Source organism: Paracoccus sp. N5, assembly GCF_000371965.1.
Classification (GTDB): Bacteria; Pseudomonadota; Alphaproteobacteria; order Rhodobacterales; family Rhodobacteraceae; genus Paracoccus.
Genome location: NZ_AQUO01000001.1, coordinates 232,873 through 248,100, shown reverse-complemented (window position 1 = coordinate 248,100; position 15,228 = coordinate 232,873). Strand labels below are relative to the sequence as shown.

Here is a 15,228-nt window from a genome sequence, read left to right as displayed (position 1 = left end):
GGCGCCGGGCGTCAGGCGCCCCGGATCCGCGTCACGTCCTGCACCTGGCCCCCGGTCAGCAGCAGTTCGACCGGCAGCGGGTGGCTGATGAAATAAAGCGGGCTCGCCGTCGGGCCATAGGCGCCGCAGGCATGGATCGCCAGCAGGTCGCCCGGTTCCAGCCGCGGCAGCAGGACGCCGCCGCCGAGCTTGTCGATCGAGGTGCAGAGCGGGCCGGAAATATCCTGCTTCTCCTCGGGACGGGCGCCGTTTTCGTCGCCGCCGACGCGGTGCATGACGTAATTGCGCCGCAGCACCATGCCGAAATTGCCCGAGGCCGCCAGGTTGGCGTTGAGCCCGCCGTCGCAGATGGCGATTCGGCTGCCGCGCGACTGCTTGACCGCAACCACCCGGGTCACGAACCAGCCCGCCGGCCCGACCAGGTAGCGGCCCAACTCCAGCACCAGCCGGGTGCGCGGGAAACGCGCGGCGAAGGCATCGAGCTCGGGGCCGATCTCGGCGGTGATGGCGGCCAGGTCCAGTTCGCTGTCGCCGGGATGATAGGGGATGCCCAGGCCCGAGCCGAAGATCAGCTTTTCCGGCGTCAGGTCCAGCGCGGCGCAGGTCTCGGCAAAGACCTGCATGAAGATGCGCCAGTTCTCGCAGATCGCCTCGGGCTTCAGGCATTGCGTGCCGGAATAGATGTGCAGCCCGATCAGCCGCAGGTTCGGCAGAGCGGCGATGCGGGGCAGGGTCTCGGCCGCCTCCTCGACGTCGATGCCGAAGGGGCTGGGGCGGCCGGCCATCTGGTCGCCGAAGCCCTTGGGCACGCGCGCCGGCGCAAGACGCACCAGCACCGGCTGGACCACGCCCAACTCGGCAGCGACGGCATCGGCGAGTTCCGCCTCGCGCAGGCTTTCCAGCACCAGCTCGCCCAGGCCCCCCGCGATGGCGGCGCGCAGCTCGGCCTCGCGCTTGGCGGGGCCGGTGAAGCTGATGCACGCCGGCTCCCAGCCGGCCTGCCGGGCCAGCGCGAACTCGCCGCCCGAGGAGATGTCCAGCGTGTCCAGCCGCTCGCGCATCCAGCCCAGCAGGCCCGGGTTGGGGTTGCTTTTCACCGCGAAGCTGACGGCGAACCAGCGGCCGAAATGGTCGCGCAGATGCGCCAGCCGCGCCTCGGCCGCGTCGGCGGAATAGACATAGGCCGGCGTGCCGAAGCGGTCCGCCGCCTCGGCCAGCTGCCGGTCCAGCGCCTGCGCCTCAAGCAAGGCTGTCGGCATAGGCCAGGATCGCGTCGATGGTGTCGAAATTGTCCAGCGTCACGTCGCCGGGCTGGACATGGGCGCCGGTCTGCCCCTCGACAAAGGCGATCAGCCCGACCATCGAGACCGAATCCAGCATCCCGGTCGAGAACAGCTCGGTCTCGCCGTCGATGGGTTCGTCGATGTTCAGCTCGCGCTGGATATAGGAGATCAGGGCGTCCTTGGTCAGACTCATGCTGTCATGCCTTCTGTAGGTCTTGCGCGGCGGCTGCCTTGGCGGCCGAGATGATGGCGGGGCGGTCCAGCTTGCCGCTGGCGGTGCGCGGCATGGCACCGTCCCAGGCATGCAGACGCTGCGGACGCATGTAATGCGGCATGGCGCGGGCGCAATGCGCGGAAAGCAGGCCTTCGTCGCCCTGCGGCAGATAGGTCACGGCGACATGCACCGCCTGGCCCAATTCGGCATCCTCGACGCCCCAGGCGACCACGTCCGAAACCAGGCCGCTTTGCGAGATCGCATCCTCGACCTCGGTCGGCGACAGGCGGAAGCCCAGCGTCTTGATCATCTCGTCCATGCGGCTGACGAACCACAGGTCGCCGTCCTGGTCGACGCGCACCAGATCGCCCGACCAGACCACCGGCGCATCGCCGATCAGATGCGCAAGCTCGGGGCAGGGGCGGATCTTCTCGGCCGTCACCTCGGGCTTTTCCCAATAGCCCATGCTGACCAGCGGACCGGCATGGACCAGCTCGCCCTGTTCGCCGGGGCCGGCGATGCCGATCCCGCGCTGGATGGCGAAGACCTGCGCATTCGGGATCTGCTGGCCGATCGAACCCATCTTGGCCGCGAATTTCGCCGGCGGCAGGTAGGTCGAGCGGAAGGCCTCGGTCAGCCCATACATCAGGTAGATGTCGACGCCCGGAAACACCTGGGGCAGCAATTCCAGGATGTTCGGGGGGATCTTGCCGCCGGTATTGGTGATGCGTTTCAGCGCCGGCAGTTCGACCGGATTCTCGACCAGCAGGCGCACGATCTGGTTCCACAAGGGCGGCACGCCGGCGATGCCGGTCACGCCCTCGGCCTTGGCCATGCGCATGATCTCGGCCGGCATGGTCAGCGGCTGGTGGACCACGGTGCCGCCCAGCAGCAGCATGGTGGTCAGCTGGTTCAGCCCGGCGTCGAAACTGTAGGGCAGCACGGAAAGCAGCCGGTCCGTCTGATCCAGCCCCAGATATTCGGCCACCGAGATGGCACCGACCCGGATATTGCGATGCGACAGCATCACCCCCTTGGGCGCGCCGGTCGAGCCCGAGGTGTAGATGATCATCGCCAGGCCCAGCGGGTCGGATTCGTCGGGCGCGGAGCCGCTGTCGGGGGCCAAGGCCGACCACGGGTCCGCGCCCTGGACAAGACCCTCGGCCTTGCCCTGAACAAGAAAGGCGGTGTCGGCCGGCAGGGCGTGTTCGCCCGCAAGCCCGGCCAGCGCATTGCGCGGCCCGATGACCGCGCGCGCCCGGCAGTCGCGGGCGACATAGGCCAGCTGCGCCGGGGTCCAGCGGATGTTGACGTTCACCACCACCGCGCCGGCCTTCCATGCGCCGAACATGGCCGCGACCTCGTCGATGCCCTTGCGCAGATGCACGATCACCCGGTCGCCGGGCCGGATGCCGCGGCCGCGCAGCCAGTCGGCGATGCGCCCGGCCTCGGCCGCCAGCGCGGCGTAGCTGACGCTGCGGCCTTGGTCGACGGCCGCGGTCTTGCCGGCGCGCAGGGGCAGGTTGTCGGCCAGCATGGCCCACATGGCACGGTCGAAATCGTCACTCATTCCCGGTTGCCCTTTTCTCGGCGGCCCGCGTCGTGCCCTGCTGCGTCGTGTCCTGGGGTGCCTTGCCCTTCGCGCCCGTCGCGCGTTTCGCCGGCCGGTCCGCGGCAAAGATCGGCAGGCTGGGATAGATCTTGGCCGGAGAGCCGATCACCACCGAATCCGAGGGCACGTTGGTGGTGACGGCGGTATTCGCCCCGATGCGCACCCGGTCGCCGATGCGGATCGGCCCCAGCACGCAGGAATTCACGCCGATGAACACGTCGTCGCCGATGACCGGCGCGCCGGGGCGCATGTTGGTGCCGATGGTGACATTGTGCATCACCCCGCAGCGGTCGCCGATCACCACGTCGGGGTGGATCGACAGCGAGCCCTCGGCGTGGATGATGTGGAAATCCGCGCCGATGCGGACCTGCGGCGGGATCCAGACCTTGGTGACGTTCAGAATCAGCAGCTTCATCAGCGCATAGGGCTTGGTCGCCAGCCAGCGCAGCGCCGGATTCCCGAGGCCGATCGCCCAGCGGCCGTAGCGATAGATCGCCAGAGAGACAAAGGCGGGCTCGGTCAGCGAGCTGCCATGCCTGCGATAATCTTCCCTGAGGGTCTTGAACATCACCATCTTACTTGCGAATGAAATCAGTGGGAAAAAGCGGTCTGGCCCCCATATTCAGACCTGTGGCCGGAAACTCAACCTGCCGTTTAGGACGAGTTTTTCGGATTCTGATCCGCGATCAGGTCCAGGGTCCGGCGCAGCTGGTCCCATTCCACGCGATAGCCCCTCGCGGTGCCCGCGCCCACGACCATGGCGTAACGCTGCCGCCAGCAGTCGGTCAGCAGCTTCAGCGAGGTGGTGACCCGGTCCGCCGGTTGCAGCGTCAGCACCGTGCCGCCGGGCGGCATGGCGATGACGCCATGGGCAAGCTGGCTGCCCTCGACGCCCACCACCAGCTGCGCGGCGCCCGCCGCCTCGACCATCTGGTCGGCATCGTGGCGGTCGACGTAGAGGGTGCGGAAGCCGTATTCGACCTCGAGCCGCTCGGCGATCTCGGCCTCGTTTTCCAGCAGGCGGGCGTCGCCGCTGGCACCGCGAAAGATGAAGACGCCGGGCAGCGGCTCGGGCTTGCGCCCCGCCAGCAGGCGCGCGCGATTCTCTTGCGCGCGGCCCTGCCGGCCGCTGTTGTTGTGCAGGTCGTCGAAAAGCACCAGCTCGTCGAAATGCACGTCGCCGATGCGTTCGGGCGCCATGCCCAGCAGTTCCTCGTAGCGCCGGATATGGCCGCCGCGCACCGGGGCCGAGGTCACGGGATGGCCGGCCTGCTCGGCCAGGCGATAGGCGAGGCAGTCGTTCAGCAGCCAGTTGCCGAACCAGCGATTGCCGATCCAGCTTTCGTAAAGCGCGCCCGAGATCGCCTGGCGCGGGCGCGGATAGCCGAGCCCGCGGCGGGTCTGCTTGCGCAGGTGCCACTGGCCGCCGCGCGCATGCAGCACGCCATCGACGAAATCCACGTCGCGAAAGCGATAACCCATGGTCGGCGGCGTCGGCTCGGCCGGATCGCCCCGCATCTGGGCCAGGATGTCGGGCAGGGCGCCGAATTCGGTCTGGGCGATCTGTTCGACCTGGTCGGGCAGCCAGATGCCGGGCGCGATCTCGACCTCCTCGGCGGGCGAGACCTCCCAGCTTTCGACGGCAAGATCGTAGAACTGCGGGCGGGCCTGACCGACGAGGCGGCGCAGACGGTTGTGAAGCGGTCTGAGGGAATGCATGGCTGATCGCTGCGGTTGGAGTTCCACTATTCTGTCGTGCGGCCCTGGGCGCAAGAGCACAGTTCTTCAGTCCGGCGTCTTCAGCACCTGGGACAAGACCTTGGCGATGGCATCGTGATCGGCCTGCGAAGGGTGCCACAGGCAGGCATTGCGGCGCGGCTCGCGCAGCACCACCACCTCGGCGGCCAGCCCGTCGGCGGCCAGCAGGTCCGAGGCCGTCCGATAGGCGTCGGTCAGCGCAGGCCCGTATTCGCCGAAGGCCAGCAGCACCAGCCGGGCGCCCGGGTTCTCGGCCAAGCGCGCCCTGGCGAAATCCGCCAGCGCTGGGCCGAAACCGGCAGCGAGCGCCGCCTTGTCCCACCGCTCGCCCTTGGCGAAATCCGAGCCGAAGTCGTTCGAGCCCAGTGCGATCACCAGAACATCGGCGGACCGCTGCGGCAGGGTCGGTGCCGCCGGGTCGCGGGGCAGGGCCAGCGGATAGATCTGCGGCATCTCGCGCCCGGGTCTCGCCCCGCCGTAATTGCGCAGAAGCCCGATGCCCGAGCGGGCGATGATGCGGTAATCCGCCCCCAGCGCCCGCGCCACCTGCGGGCCGAAGGCGCGGCTGGTGTCGGTGGCGGAAAATACCTGCTCCTCGGAACAGTCGCGGCGCAGGGCGGTATCGGCCAGGCCCAGGGTATCGGAATCGCCGATGAACTCGATCAGCCGCGCGGGCGGTGGCGGCGCAGGAAGCGGTTCGGCCCCGGCGTCGAGGAAAAAGCCGTCGAACACCGCAGGGGCCTGCGATTCGCTGATCTTCTCGGCCAGGACCAGGTGCGGGCCCGGCGCGAGCCCGGTGATGTGCAGGTCCTGCCAGCCGGGGCGCGAGACCAGGATTGCCTGTCCGTCCAGCGTCACGCGCCAGCGGTTGACCGCGTCGTCGAAGCGCAGCGTGACCGCGCTGCCCTGGAACCGGGCGGCGGCGTGGAAGCCGGGCCATTCATGGCGCCGGCTGCCGGGCGCGGGGCCGGCCGCGCTGCGGCCGGTCACCTGCGCGGGCAGCGGCACCAAGCCGGACTGCGGCGGCACCAGCCGGGCCTGGAAACCCGCCTGCACCATGTCCAGCGTGGGCACCGGCACCAGCGGATGCGGCGGCCGGGGCCAGGCGAAATAGCCGGCCAGCCCCACCAGCGCGAGGATCGCCAGAATGCCGATCCATTTCAGTATCCTGTCGCCCATCCGCCCCGCCTTGTCGCGCGATCAGCCGCGGAAATCGGCCAGAATCCCGATCGCCTCGCTGATGTCATAATGATGATTGCCGATGAAGAAACCATTAAGGTCGATCTCGGCGGCATGGATCATCCGGCCATGCAGGCTGTGATCCATCAGCTCCAGCACCGGGTTGCGGGTGAAATCGCCGCTGACGATGGGCCGGGTCTCGAAGCCCAGGGCCTCGAGCCGGTCCAGCACCGCGCGGCGGCTCAGGTCCGTGTCCGGCCGCAGCACCAGCGAAAAGCCGAACCAACTGCTGGCGCCGGTCTCGGCCTGGATGCGGAACAGCGGATGCTCCGCCATGGCCTGCTGCCAGAGCGCGCCATTCCTGCGCCGTCCCGCGATCAGATCGGGCAGTTTCGCCAGCTGCGCCCGCCCCAGCGCCCCCGACATCTCCAGCGGGCGCAGGTTGTAGCCCGGCAGCACGAAACGAAAGCTTTCCTCGAAGGGATCGTCGCTTTTCTCGCCGGTCAAGCGATTGAATTTCGGCAGGTTCCGCGTCCAGCCATGCGCGCGCAGCGCCAGCAGGATATGGTGAAGCTCCTCGTCGTCGGTGACGACCAGCCCGCCCTCCATGGTCGAGATATGGTGCGAGAAGAAGGTCGAGAACGTCCCCATCACCCCGAAGCTGCCCGCCTGCCGCCCGGCGAATGTCGCGCCCATCGATTCGCAATTGTCCTCGATCAGCACGACGCGGCGGCTGCCGATGATGGCGCGGATGGCGCCGAAATCGTTCGGATTGCCCAAGAGGTTCACCGCCATGATCGCCCGCGTCCGGTCCGTCACCGCGCCTTCCAGCGCCGCGAGGTCGTAGTTCAGCGTGTCGCGGTCGATATCGACGAATTTCAGGTGCAGCCCGTATTGGTGCAGCGGGAAGAAGGTCGTGGACCAGGACACGGCGGGCACGATCACCTCGTCCCCCGGCATCAGCCGCAGGTCGGGGTTCGCCGTATAGCGCAGCGCCGCCACCATCGCCAGGTTCGCCGAGGAGCCCGAGTTCACCATCACCGCAAAACGGCTGCCGGTGAAGCGGGCGAATTCCGCCTCGAAAGCCGCGACCTCGGCGCCCATCGAGAACCGGTCCGACTCGATGACCCGTTGCAGCGCGTCGCGCTCGGCCGCGTCCCAGCTCGAGGTGGCCAGCGGAAAGCGGCTCATGCGTGATGCTCCAGATAATGCGCATAGGTCGCGGCGATGCCGTCGCGCAGGGGCGTGGCGGGCGCCCAGCCCCAGGCCGCCTGCCGCGCGACCGACATGAGCTTCTGCCGCATCCCCACCGGGCGCGCCAGGTCGTGACGGAAGCGGCCGTGCCAGCCGATCACCTCGGCGGCGATGCGGTAATAATCGTTGATGCTGTGGTCCTGGCCAGGCCCGACATTCATCACCGGCGGCAGCCGCGCCGGATCGGCCAGCGCGCGCAGGATCGCCTCGGCCAAGTCGGGGGCATACATGAACTCGCGCCGCGCCTCGCCGTCGCCCCAGATCTCGACCTCGGCCGCACCCGCGATGCGGGCGCGATGCAGCTTGTCGATCACCGCCGCCAGCAGATGCGAGCGCGCAGGGTCGAAGCTGTCATGCGGGCCGTAGAGGTTGCAGGGCACCAGCGTGCGCCACAGCAGGGCCGGATCCTCGCGGCAGGCATAGTCGACGGCGCGCATGGCCATGATCTTGGCCAGGGCATAGCCTTCGTTCGTGGGCTCCAGGGGGCCGGTCAGGATCTGCTCCTCGGACAGGCCGCGGCCCAGATCCCTGGGATAGACGCAGCTCGAGCCGAGATTGATCAGCACCGGCACCCGCGCCGCGCGGCAGGCGGCGACCAGGTTCAGCCCGATGCGGGCGTTTTCGTCAAGGAAACGCAGCGGTTCGGCCATATTGGCCTGGATGCCGCCGACGCGGCCAGCGGCATGGACCACGGCATCGGGACGGTGGCGCATCAGCCAGTCGCGCGTGGTCTCGGCGTCGCACAGGTCCAGCTCGGCGCGCGCGGGCGCCATGACCTGCCAGGCGGCGATGCCGGGATGCGCCAGCAGGTTGCGCCCGACCATGCCGCCCGCGCCGGTGACCAGCAGCCGGGCCATTCAGCGATCCTCGCGCGCGACCGCCGCGGCCATGCCATGCCGCGCCAGCAGCGACTGGCCGCGCGCGACATGCAGATCGGCCGCGACCATCTCGGCGATCATCTCGCGCAACCCGGTCTCGGGCCGCCAGCCCAGCCGCTGATGCGCCTTGGCGGCATCGCCGAGCAGGGTCTGCACCTCGGCCGGGCGGAAATATTTCGGATCGACCCGCATCACCACGTCGCCGACCCGCAGCGCCGGCGCCAGCTCGCCGGTGACCGAGGCGACCACCGCCACCTCGCCCACGCCCGTGCCGCGGAACTCCAGCGCGATGCCCAGTTCCTCCGCCGCCCAGATCAGGAACTGGCGCACGGAATGCTGCTCGCCGGTGGCGATGACGTAATCGTCCGGCGTGTCGCATTGCAGCATCAGCCATTGCATGCGCACATAGTCCCGGGCATGGCCCCAGTCGCGCAAGGCATCGAGATTGCCCATATAGAGGCATTTCTCCAGCCCCTGGGCGATATTCGCCAGCCCGCGCGTGATCTTGCGGGTGACGAAGGTCTCGCCCCGGCGCGGGCTCTCGTGGTTGAACAGGATGCCGTTGCAGGCGAAGAGACCATATGCCTCGCGATAGTTCACCGTGATCCAATAGGCGTAGAGCTTGGCCACCGCATAGGGCGAGCGCGGATGAAACGGCGTGCGTTCGGACTGCGGGCTTTCGCGCACCAGCCCGTAAAGTTCGGAACTCGAGGCCTGGTAATAGCGCGTCGCCTTCTCGAGCCCCAGGAAGCGGATCGCCTCCAGCAGGCGCAGCGCGCCCAGCCCGTCCACGTCGGCGGTATATTCCGGCGCCTCGAAGCTGACCGCGACATGGGATTGCGCGCCTAGGTTATAGACCTCGTCCGGGCGCACCTCGGCCATGATCCGGGTCAGGTTCGAACTGTCCGTCAGGTCGCCGTAATGCAGGAAGAAGCGCGAGCCCGCCTCATGCGGATCCTGGAAGATGTGATCGACCCGCTGGGTATTGAATGACGAGGCGCGGCGCTTGATGCCATGCACCTCGTAACCCTGCTCCAGCAGGAATTCGGCCAGATAGGAGCCGTCCTGCCCGGTGATCCCGGTGATGAGCGCCTTCTTCACCATGCGTCCTCCTGGCTCGTCTTCTTTGCTCTGCAAATACCCATGCGACCGCGCAAGCTTCGCTGTCCTTGGGGTATTTCCAGAGCAAAGAAGACGCAGGCGCCGCCCAAGATGATCCTGCCCGGCGCTCGCCTTCACCGTTTTGCAAATACCCCTGCGGCCGCGCCACCGGCACGGCCGCCCGATCCTCAGAGCGCCGCGTCGAAGACCGGCTGATAGATCTCCTTCAGCCGCGCCACCGCCTCTTGCGGCGACATCTCGACCGACTCTCCGGTCTTGCGCGAGGTTAGCTCGACCTTGTTCGCCGCCAGGCCGCGCGGGCCGACGGTGATGCGCCAGGGCAGGCCGATCAGGTCCATGGTGGCGAATTTCGCCCCCGCGCGCTCGTCGCGGTCGTCATAGAGCGGATCGAAGCCCTGCGCCTTCAGCTCGGCATAAAGCGCCTCGCAGGCGCTGTCGGTCGAGGCGTCGCCCTGTTTCAGGTTGACGATGCCGACATGGAACGGGGTCACGCCCTCGGGCCAGATGATGCCCTTGTCGTCGTGGCTCGCTTCGATGATCGCACCCAGCAGGCGCGAGACGCCGATGCCGTGGCTGCCCATCTCGACCGGGGTGCGTTTGCCGTCGGGGCCGACGACGGTGGCACCCATGGCCTCGGAATACTTGGTGCCGAAATAGAAGATCTGGCCGACCTCGATGCCGCGCGCGGAACGCCGGCGCTCTTCGGGGATCTGGTTGAACAGCGCCTCGTCATGGGTCTCGTCGGTGCGGGCATAGCGGCTGGTGAATTCCTCGAGCACCGCCTGGCACTGCTCCACGCTGTCATAGTCGATGGCGCGGCTGCCGAATTTCAGGTCGGTGATCTCGCTGTCGTAGAAGACCTCCGATTCGCCGGTCTCGGCCAGCACCAGGAATTCGTGGGTATAGTCGCCGCCGATCGGGCCGCCGTCGGCGCGCATCGGGATCGCCTGCAGGCCCATGCGCTCGTAGCTGCGCAGATAGCTGACCAGGTGCCGGTTATAGGCATGCAGCGCATCCGCCCGCGTCAGGTCGAAGTTGTAGCCGTCCTTCATCAGGAATTCGCGGCCGCGCATGACGCCGAAGCGCGGGCGGATCTCGTCGCGGAACTTCCACTGGATGTGATACAGCGTCAGCGGCAGGTCCTTGTAGCTGTTCACATGCGACCGGAAGATGTCGGTGATCATCTCCTCGTTCGTGGGCCCATAGAGCAGGTCGCGCTTGTGGCGGTCCTTGATGCGCAGCATTTCCTCGCCATAGTCGTCGTAGCGGCCGCTTTCGCGCCACAGGTCGGCCGATTGCAGCGTCGGCATCAGCATGGCGATATGGCCGGCGCGGGCTTGCTCCTCATGCACGATCTTCTGGATGTTGTTCAGCACCTTGAAGCCCAGCGGCAGCCAGGAATAGATGCCCGCCGCCTGCTGCTTGATCATGCCCGCCCGCAGCATCAGCCGGTGGCTGACGATCTGCGCCTCCTTGGGGTCTTCCTTCAGAACGGGCATGAAATAGCGCGTGAGACGCATGGCGAAATCCTCATGATGGCCGGCCCGAGTTAGCGCAGAGCGCAGGGTGGGGCAACGCCCTTCCTTGCATGCGCGCGCGCGACGTTCCACATAGGGCTGACTCGCGACAGGAGAGAACCGATGCGACTGCCGGCGCAGAAACAGGTCTGGTATTGGGGGGCGGCGCTGGCGGTGCTGCTGCTGGCGCTCTGGGCGCTGGGCAATGCGATGATGCCCTTCATCCTGGGCGCCGCCGTCGCCTATCTGCTGGATCCCCTGGCCGACCGGCTGGAGCGGCTGGGCCTGTCGCGCACCCTGGCGGTGGTGGTCATCACCCTGGCCGCGATCCTGATCATGGTGGCGGTGATGCTGATGCTGGTGCCGGTGCTGGTCAAGCAGACGACACAGCTGATCAATACCGCGCCCGACATGGTGGCGCAGTTGCAGCAGTTCCTGACCAGCCGCTTTCCCCAGGTCTTTGCCGAGGGCAGCACCATCAACACCGCCCTGACCGATGCCGGCAGGAAGATCAGCGAAAGCGGCATGACGGTGCTGTCGACGGTGCTCGGCTCGGTCGTGGGGGTGTTCAGCCTGCTGGCGCTGGTCGTCATCGTGCCGGTGGTGGCCTTCTACCTGCTGCTGGATTGGGACAACATGGTGGCGCGGCTGGACGAGCTTCTGCCGCGCGACCATGCCGACACCCTGCGCACGCTGGCGCGCGACATCGACAAGGCGCTTTCGGGCTTCGTGCGCGGGCAGGGCATGGTGATCCTGATCCTGGGCACGTTCTATTCCATCGGCCTGGGGCTGGTGGGCCTGCCCTTCGGCGTCGCCATCGGGGTCATCGCGGCCTCGCTGTCGTTCATCCCCTATGTCGGCGTGCTGATCGGCGGCGCCACCGCCATCGGGGTCGCGCTGTTCAGCTTCTGGGGCGAGCCGGTCTGGATCGCCGCCGTGGTCGCGATCTTCGTCGTCGGCCAGTTCATCGAGGGCAATTTCCTGCAACCCAAGATCGTCGGCACCTCGGTCGGGCTGCATCCGGTCTGGCTGATGCTGGCGCTGACCGTCTTCGGCACGCTGTTCGGCTTCGTCGGCCTGCTGGTCGCGGTGCCCCTGGCCGCCGCGCTGGGCGTGCTGGTGCGCTTTGCCGCCGGCCGCTACAGGGAAAGCGCGCTTTATACCGGGCGCGAGGTGCCGGCGCCGCCGCCGCCGCCGACGCTGATCGAACTGGTGCCGCGCGGCACCACCGCCAAGATCCGCCGCCTGGCGCAGCTGTCCCATGACGTGCGCGTGGCCGAGATCCAGCGCGACGAGGAACTGGCCGAGCTGATCGAGGAGCGCCAGGAGCGGGCCGAGCGCGAGAGGCTGCCCGACATCGCCCCCGATGGCCCGCCCTCGCCGGTCGAACTGCATGCCGAGGCAAGGCTGGCCGCGCGCGAGGCCCGTGAGCAAAGCCGGAAGGACGGCTGATCCTTGGCCCGCCAGCTTGCCCTGGATCTGACGATCCCGCCCGCGCTGTCGCGCGCGGATTTCCTGACCACCGGCGCCAACCGCGACGCGCGGGCGATGCTCGATGCGCCGGCGCGCTGGCCGCAGGGCCGGCTGCTTCTGATCGGCGGCCCGGGTGCCGGCAAGACGCATCTGGCGGGCGTCTGGGCGGCCGAGCATGGCGCCCATGTCACGCAGGCCTGGACCCTGACCCCCGCCAATGCCGACGAGCTGGTGCCCGAGGCCGGCGCGCTGGTCATCGAAGACGCCGACGAAATCGGCGGCCAGCCCGAGGCCGAGCAGGGGCTGTTCCACCTGTGGAACCTGGCCGGCGCCCGGCAGGCCCTGCTGCTGATCTCGGCCCGCGCCGCGCCGCGCGACTGGGGCCTGCTGCTGCCGGACCTGCGCTCGCGCCTGGAGACGGCGGCGCAGGCGCTGCTGGGTCCGCCCGACGACGCGCTGCTGCCGGCGGTGCTGGTCAAGCTCTTCGCCGACCGCCAGTTGCAGGCCCCGCCCGAGGTGATCGACTGGCTGGCCCTGCGCATGGAGCGCGACCTGGACCTTGCGCGCCGGCTGGTCGCGGCCATCGACCGCGAATCGCTGGCCGGGCGCCGCGCCATCACCCGGCGCCTGGCGGCCGAGCTTCTGGACAAGCTCGCCCCCGCCGACGCATGATCCGTTCATCCCAGCGACAGTCTTTCCCATGACCCAGGCCGATTTCCTGAAATTCCCCTTTCCCACGCCGCGCCTGCTGCCCGAGGGCACGCCCGAAGGCCCGGCCCGCTTCTTCAACCGCGAGATCAGCTGGCTGGCCTTCAACTGGCGCGTGCTGGACGAGGCCCGGAACCCGCGCGTGCCGCTGCTGGAACGGCTGCGCTTCCTGTCGATCTCGGCCACCAATCTCGACGAATTCTACACCGTCCGCGTCGCCGGCCTGCGCGAGCTGGTGCGCGAGGGCAACAGCACGCTTTCCGACGACGGGCTGACGCCGGCCGAGCAGCTGGCGCTGGTCAATGCCGACGCGCGCCGGCTGATGGGCGCGCAGCAATCGGTCTGGAACGGGTTGCGCCGCGAGATGGAGCAGGCCGAGATCACCATCCTGTCCCGCTCGCGCATCACCCGCGCCGAGGAGGAATTCCTGCGCCGGCATTTCATGGAGCAGGTGTTTCCGGTGCTGTCGCCCCTGGCCATCGACCCGGCGCATCCGTTCCCCTTCATTCCCAACACCGGCTTTTCGCTGGCGCTGGAACTGGCGCGGGAAAGCGGCGGCCAGCAGATGCAGGCGCTGCTGCCGATCCCGCAGCAGATCGCCCGCTTCGTGCCGCTGCCCGGCGGCAAGCGCTTCCTGCGGCTGGAAGACCTGCTGCTGATGCATCTGCCGAGCCTGTTCCCCGGCTATCGCGACATCGGCCATTGCGCTTTCCGCGTCCTGCGCGACAGCGATCTGGAAGTCGAGGAAGAGGCCGAGGATCTGGTCCGCGAATTCGAGACGGCGCTGAAGCGGCGCCGGCGCGGCAGCGTCATCCGGCTGAAGATCACCGCCGGCGCGCCCGACCGGCTGCGCCGCCTGATCATGGAGGAGCTCGACGTCGATCCCGAGGAGGTGATCGAGGTCGAGGGCCTGCTGGGCATGGCCGATCTGCGCGAACTGGTGCTGGATTCGCGCCGCGACCTGCAATGGCCGGCCTTCACCCCGCGCGTGCCGGAACGGGTGCAGGACCACGACGGCGATATGTTCGCGGCGATCCGGCAAAAGGACATGCTGCTGCACCACCCCTATGAGACCTTCGACATGGTGGTGCGGTTCCTGGCGCAGGCGGCGCGCGATCCGAACGTGCTGGCGATCAAGCAGACGCTTTATCGCACCTCGCGCGACAGCCCCATCGTCGATGCGCTCTGCGAGGCGGCCGAGGCCGGCAAGTCGGTCACCGCGCTGGTCGAGCTGAAGGCGCGTTTCGACGAGGCCGCGAACATCCGCCAGAGCCGCAGGCTGGAGCGCGCCGGGGCGCATGTCGTCTACGGCTTCATGCAATACAAGACTCATGCCAAGATCAGCACCGTGGTGCGGCGCGAGGGCGACCAGCTGATCACCTACAGCCATTTCGGCACCGGCAACTACCACCCGATCACCGCGCGGATCTATACCGACCTGTCGCTGTTCACCTGCGACCCGGCGCTGGGGCGCGATGCCTCCAAGGTGTTCAATTTCCTGTCCGGCTACGTGCAGCCCGACGGGCTGGAGAACATGGCGATCTCGCCCATCGACCTGAAAGAGACGCTGCTGACCCTGATCGCGCGCGAGGCGGAATTCGCCCGCCGCGGCCGGCCGGCCGAGATCTGGGCCAAGATGAACAGCCTGATCGAAAAGGACGTGATCGAGGCGCTTTACGCCGCAAGCCAGGCCGGGGTCAGGATCAACCTGGTGGTGCGCGGCATCTGCGGCCTCAGGCCGGGCATCGTCGGCCTGTCGGAAAACATCCGCGTCAAGTCGATCGTCGGGCGTTTCCTGGAACATTCCCGCATCGTCTGCTTCGGCAACGGCCATGCCTTGCCCTCGAAGCGGGCGCGGGTCTTCATCAGCTCGGCCGACTGGATGGGGCGCAACCTGTCGCGGCGGGTCGAGACGCTGATCGAATGCTTCAACGAGACGGTCAAGGCGCAGATCACCAGCCAGATCATGGCGGCGAACATGGCCGACGAGGCGCAGAGCTGGCTTCTGCAGCCCGACGGGCGCTATCTGCGCTACCTGCCGGCGGGCAAGGAAGACCTGTTCAGCTGTCATAAATTCTTCATGGAAAATCCGTCACTTTCGGGACGGGGCAAGGCAGGCGCGCGCGACGTTCCGGCATTGACGCATTCGACCGATTGACGATTGACGCAAAGGGTTAATTGCCGCATCCAAAGCCCGGACCCCGGCGTGGTCACGGAATCGAGAGGAACC

The 15,228-nt window shown here is 68.1% G+C and carries 13 protein-coding genes; 3 read left to right on the top strand and 10 right to left on the bottom strand.

What is annotated here, in order from left to right; genetic code table 11:
* Positions 1-11 precede the first annotated feature (11 nt).
* The 10 genes from PARN5_RS0101210 to proS form a co-directional block, all read right to left on the bottom strand.
* Entirely contained in the window at positions 12-1,259 is a 1,248-nt protein-coding gene (locus PARN5_RS0101210; protein WP_026155084.1) for a type III PLP-dependent enzyme, read from the bottom strand.
* Complete coding sequence (locus tag PARN5_RS0101205) at positions 1,240-1,476, bottom strand: phosphopantetheine-binding protein (RefSeq protein ID WP_017997976.1); 237 nt, start codon at positions 1,474-1,476, stop codon at positions 1,240-1,242. Before PARN5_RS0101205 ends, PARN5_RS0101210 begins: the two co-directional genes overlap by 20 nt.
* 4 nt (positions 1,477-1,480) lie before the next feature.
* Positions 1,481-3,067 (bottom strand): AMP-binding protein, encoded by a 1,587-nt coding sequence (locus PARN5_RS0101200; protein WP_017997975.1) that lies wholly within the window; start codon positions 3,065-3,067, stop codon positions 1,481-1,483.
* Positions 3,060-3,677, bottom strand: a complete 618-nt coding sequence (locus PARN5_RS0101195) for a serine acetyltransferase (protein WP_232419273.1) — start codon at positions 3,675-3,677, stop codon at positions 3,060-3,062. Before PARN5_RS0101195 ends, PARN5_RS0101200 begins: the two co-directional genes overlap by 8 nt.
* Before the next feature lie 86 nt (positions 3,678-3,763).
* The gene (locus PARN5_RS0101190) at positions 3,764-4,828 is read right to left on the bottom strand and encodes a glycosyltransferase family 61 protein (protein WP_017997973.1); all 1,065 of its coding nucleotides are present in this window, start codon (positions 4,826-4,828) and stop codon (positions 3,764-3,766) included.
* 66 nt (positions 4,829-4,894) lie between these two features.
* The gene (locus PARN5_RS0101185) at positions 4,895-6,046 is read right to left on the bottom strand and encodes an SGNH/GDSL hydrolase family protein (RefSeq protein WP_017997972.1); all 1,152 of its coding nucleotides are present in this window, start codon (positions 6,044-6,046) and stop codon (positions 4,895-4,897) included.
* Positions 6,047-6,067: 21 nt separating this feature from the next.
* A complete protein-coding gene (locus PARN5_RS0101180; protein ID WP_017997971.1) occupies positions 6,068-7,237 on the bottom strand; it encodes a DegT/DnrJ/EryC1/StrS family aminotransferase in 1,170 nt (389 codons plus the stop codon).
* Positions 7,234-8,157: an NAD-dependent epimerase/dehydratase family protein gene (locus tag PARN5_RS0101175; RefSeq protein WP_017997970.1), complete on the bottom strand. Its 924-nt coding sequence runs from the start codon at positions 8,155-8,157 to the stop codon at positions 7,234-7,236. Before PARN5_RS0101175 ends, PARN5_RS0101180 begins: the two co-directional genes overlap by 4 nt.
* Complete coding sequence (gene gmd, locus PARN5_RS0101170; protein WP_017997969.1) at positions 8,158-9,282, bottom strand: GDP-mannose 4,6-dehydratase; 1,125 nt, start codon at positions 9,280-9,282, stop codon at positions 8,158-8,160.
* 185 nt (positions 9,283-9,467) lie between these two features.
* A complete protein-coding gene (gene proS / locus PARN5_RS0101165) occupies positions 9,468-10,820 on the bottom strand; it encodes a proline--tRNA ligase (RefSeq protein WP_017997968.1) in 1,353 nt (450 codons plus the stop codon).
* 120 nt (positions 10,821-10,940) lie between these two features.
* Here proS and PARN5_RS0101160 point away from each other — a divergent pair, with 120 nt between their 5' ends.
* Genes PARN5_RS0101160 through PARN5_RS0101150 form a run of 3 tightly spaced genes read left to right on the top strand, consistent with a single transcriptional unit; the run spans position 10,941 to position 15,156 of the window.
* A complete protein-coding gene (locus tag PARN5_RS0101160; protein ID WP_017997967.1) occupies positions 10,941-12,269 on the top strand; it encodes an AI-2E family transporter in 1,329 nt (442 codons plus the stop codon).
* Positions 12,270-12,272: 3 nt separating this feature from the next.
* Positions 12,273-12,962, top strand: coding sequence for a DnaA/Hda family protein (locus tag PARN5_RS0101155; RefSeq protein WP_017997966.1), 690 nt, complete (start codon positions 12,273-12,275; stop codon positions 12,960-12,962).
* Positions 12,963-12,990: 28 nt separating this feature from the next.
* Entirely contained in the window at positions 12,991-15,156 is a 2,166-nt protein-coding gene (locus PARN5_RS0101150) for an RNA degradosome polyphosphate kinase (RefSeq protein ID WP_017997965.1), read from the top strand.
* Positions 15,157-15,228 lie beyond the last annotated feature (72 nt).

What these genes read in the sequence shown, in the direction of transcription:
- PARN5_RS0101210 (WP_026155084.1), bottom strand. Translation starts at nt 1,259, where the DNA reads ATGCCGACAGCCTTGCTTGAGGCGCAGGCGCTGGACCGGCAGCTGGCC.
- PARN5_RS0101160 (WP_017997967.1), top strand. Translation starts at nt 10,941, where the DNA reads ATGCGACTGCCGGCGCAGAAACAGGTCTGGTATTGGGGGGCGGCGCTG.
- PARN5_RS0101150 (WP_017997965.1), top strand. Translation starts at nt 12,991, where the DNA reads ATGACCCAGGCCGATTTCCTGAAATTCCCCTTTCCCACGCCGCGCCTG.
- proS (WP_017997968.1), bottom strand. Translation starts at nt 10,820, where the DNA reads ATGCGTCTCACGCGCTATTTCATGCCCGTTCTGAAGGAAGACCCCAAG.
- PARN5_RS0101190 (WP_017997973.1), bottom strand. Translation starts at nt 4,828, where the DNA reads ATGCATTCCCTCAGACCGCTTCACAACCGTCTGCGCCGCCTCGTCGGT.
- PARN5_RS0101175 (WP_017997970.1), bottom strand. Translation starts at nt 8,157, where the DNA reads ATGGCCCGGCTGCTGGTCACCGGCGCGGGCGGCATGGTCGGGCGCAAC.
- PARN5_RS0101200 (WP_017997975.1), bottom strand. Translation starts at nt 3,067, where the DNA reads ATGAGTGACGATTTCGACCGTGCCATGTGGGCCATGCTGGCCGACAAC.
- PARN5_RS0101180 (WP_017997971.1), bottom strand. Translation starts at nt 7,237, where the DNA reads ATGAGCCGCTTTCCGCTGGCCACCTCGAGCTGGGACGCGGCCGAGCGC.
- PARN5_RS0101205 (WP_017997976.1), bottom strand. Translation starts at nt 1,476, where the DNA reads ATGAGTCTGACCAAGGACGCCCTGATCTCCTATATCCAGCGCGAGCTG.
- PARN5_RS0101195 (WP_232419273.1), bottom strand. Translation starts at nt 3,677, where the DNA reads ATGTTCAAGACCCTCAGGGAAGATTATCGCAGGCATGGCAGCTCGCTG.
- gmd (WP_017997969.1), bottom strand. Translation starts at nt 9,282, where the DNA reads ATGGTGAAGAAGGCGCTCATCACCGGGATCACCGGGCAGGACGGCTCC.
- PARN5_RS0101185 (WP_017997972.1), bottom strand. Translation starts at nt 6,046, where the DNA reads ATGGGCGACAGGATACTGAAATGGATCGGCATTCTGGCGATCCTCGCG.